The following is a 2337-nucleotide window of genomic DNA, read 5'->3' as shown; positions in this document are numbered from 1 at the left end:
TCTCTTACTGTCACCGTGTGTTCTCCTGCAGACAGGTCTAAGAACTCTCCTGTTTCTTGCCACTGACCATCATCTAACTGGTATTCATACACTCCTGAACCACCACTAGCTGTTGCTATCACATTGTGGGTGTCTGCAAAGGCTGGAGTAGTGACCTGAATATTCAGAATACTTGGCGCCGAGGAAGCCTCATAGGTAACACTGTCACTGTAACTACAATTCGTAGGATGATTGTTGTCTGTCACCGTTACACTATAGGTTCCTGCCATGGTCACATCTACTGTTGCTGTGGTCGCAGTTCCATTAGGTGTAGTCCATTGATAGCTATAACCTGCTCCAAAATCTACCCCAATGGTTCTAATCTCTTGTGCCAAGCCTGTGTCTGCATCCACACAGAGTATATCATCTGCCGGAAGGGTAAATACTGGTAGTGGATTCACTTGTAGACTCACCAATACCGGATCCGATAGACAGCCCGTTATCGTCTGTCTCACCCTAGCATAGAGTGTCTGTGGATTACTCAAATTGCTATAGCTTGTCGCATTAGCTATCGCATTACTATCTAGGGCAGCATCTGCGGCGGTTTCATAATACGACACTGCCATATCAGTTTGTCCGTTTATAATAGCAGCATCCAATGTTGTTAAATCAAATACGGCTGTGTCTTGATCAGAGGCATCTGCAGCACATAGTTCGTATACTGCTGGTGCGGTTGCCGTAGGGATTGGTTCTACACTGAGTTCTAAACTAGCTATGTTATTGGTATTGACACAACCTGTTGCATTGTTCTCCACACGAATAAAGACCGTTTGTGGGTCACTAGTGTTTTCAAAACCATTTACTAACGCACCTGTTCCAGCAAGAGCATCGGCTACCGTTAGGTGGTAGCTCACCGTAAAGTTCGAAACATCCTGTGGTGCTGTTAATAGATCGAGTGATCCTGTCACTACATCCCAATCAAATTGACCTACATTGTCATTGTCATATTCACAGAAGACATAGTTGAAAGCAATAGCTGTTAGCTCTGGTAGTGGGTGTACAATCACAGGAAGTTCAACTACTTTGTAGCATGGTTCCATGTTGCTATCAATTTGTACATCACTTTGCACTCTTACATAGATGATCACTTGTCCGTTGGCATTGGCTGTTGCCATATCTACCGTATGCATGGTTGGATCGGCTATTGGGTTGATGTTCATCGCTGCATCATCGGCGCTGATGTGGTAGCTTACACTTACATCACTTTCATTGTCCACAATTTCTGCCTCTGCTTGGGTGAGATCAAAGATGAGCATCCCATTGGTAGCATCTCCATCACTGTCATCATCACAAGCCTCTAGCGGAGTTGGCATCGTATTGGGTGTTGGGATTGGTAATACACGAAGAGTCATTGTGATATCGGTAGTACATCCTGCACTGTTGCTTGCTCTTATGTAAAGCACTTGTGGGTTGCTACTGTTTTGATAGTTGGTTGGATCGGCTATTGGAGTGTTTGCATTTAAGTCTGCCTGTGAAGCGTAATAAGTCAAGGTTAGACTTGTATCGCCTCCGGTAATCTCTAGGTATCGATCGGTCAGATCAAAACTACTGATCTCATCACTCTCATCTCCACTTTCTGCATCATCACAGAGAGAGAACGCACTAGGTTGTACCAATACTGGAGGACCTACTACAATGATTTGAAAGCTTCCTATGGCATAACAATTAGTGTTGTTGTCTTCTAAACGTACCCATATGGTTTGTTGATTTGCTGTGACGTTGATGTAATCTGTCACATTTACAATAGGAGATACATCTGCAATCGCATCTTGTTCATTCTCGTGATAGCTTAAGGTGTAATCACTTGGGGTTTGACTGCCATAGATCTCCATTTGTGTTTGGGTAAGATCAAACATGGCAAAACCATCCAAGTTGTTGACATCATCACATTCTTCTAAATCAGTGATGTTAATTGGCATTATCGGGATTGGGACTACCGTTAGTTGCAATGGTGTCACCGTGAAACATCCTGTTACGGTATTGGTAGCCAATACATAGATGGTTTGACTATCCATCACAATGTTGGTATACGGACTCGCAATTGGGTTGAGATTGTTTTGCGCTTCTGCTTGTGTTTCATGGAAACTGTACACGACATCTGGTTCATTGTTGATGATATCGCTTACCAAGGCATCTAAGTCGGTGGATACAAATCCATCATTGTCATCATCACAGGTATCTGCAGAGAGAGTTCCGTTTGGATTGAGCGTTGGACTTGGCAGTGGGTTTACTCGAATGTCAAAGGTTATGGTGTTTTCACATCCAGTTGTATCATTGGTCGCTCTGACAAAGATTGTC

1 pseudogene is annotated in these 2337 nt (G+C 43.6%); it reads right to left on the bottom strand.

The window, feature by feature from the left end:
• Window positions 1–2337: pseudogene (locus tag AA088_RS18575) on the bottom strand (CUB protein); the annotation flags it as partial.

This window comes from Kordia zhangzhouensis (genome assembly GCF_001005305.1).
GTDB classification, from domain to species: domain Bacteria; phylum Bacteroidota; class Bacteroidia; order Flavobacteriales; family Flavobacteriaceae; genus Kordia; species Kordia zhangzhouensis.
The sequence above is the reverse complement of the archived record's forward strand: the minus strand, read 5'-3'. Positions and strand labels throughout refer to the sequence as shown.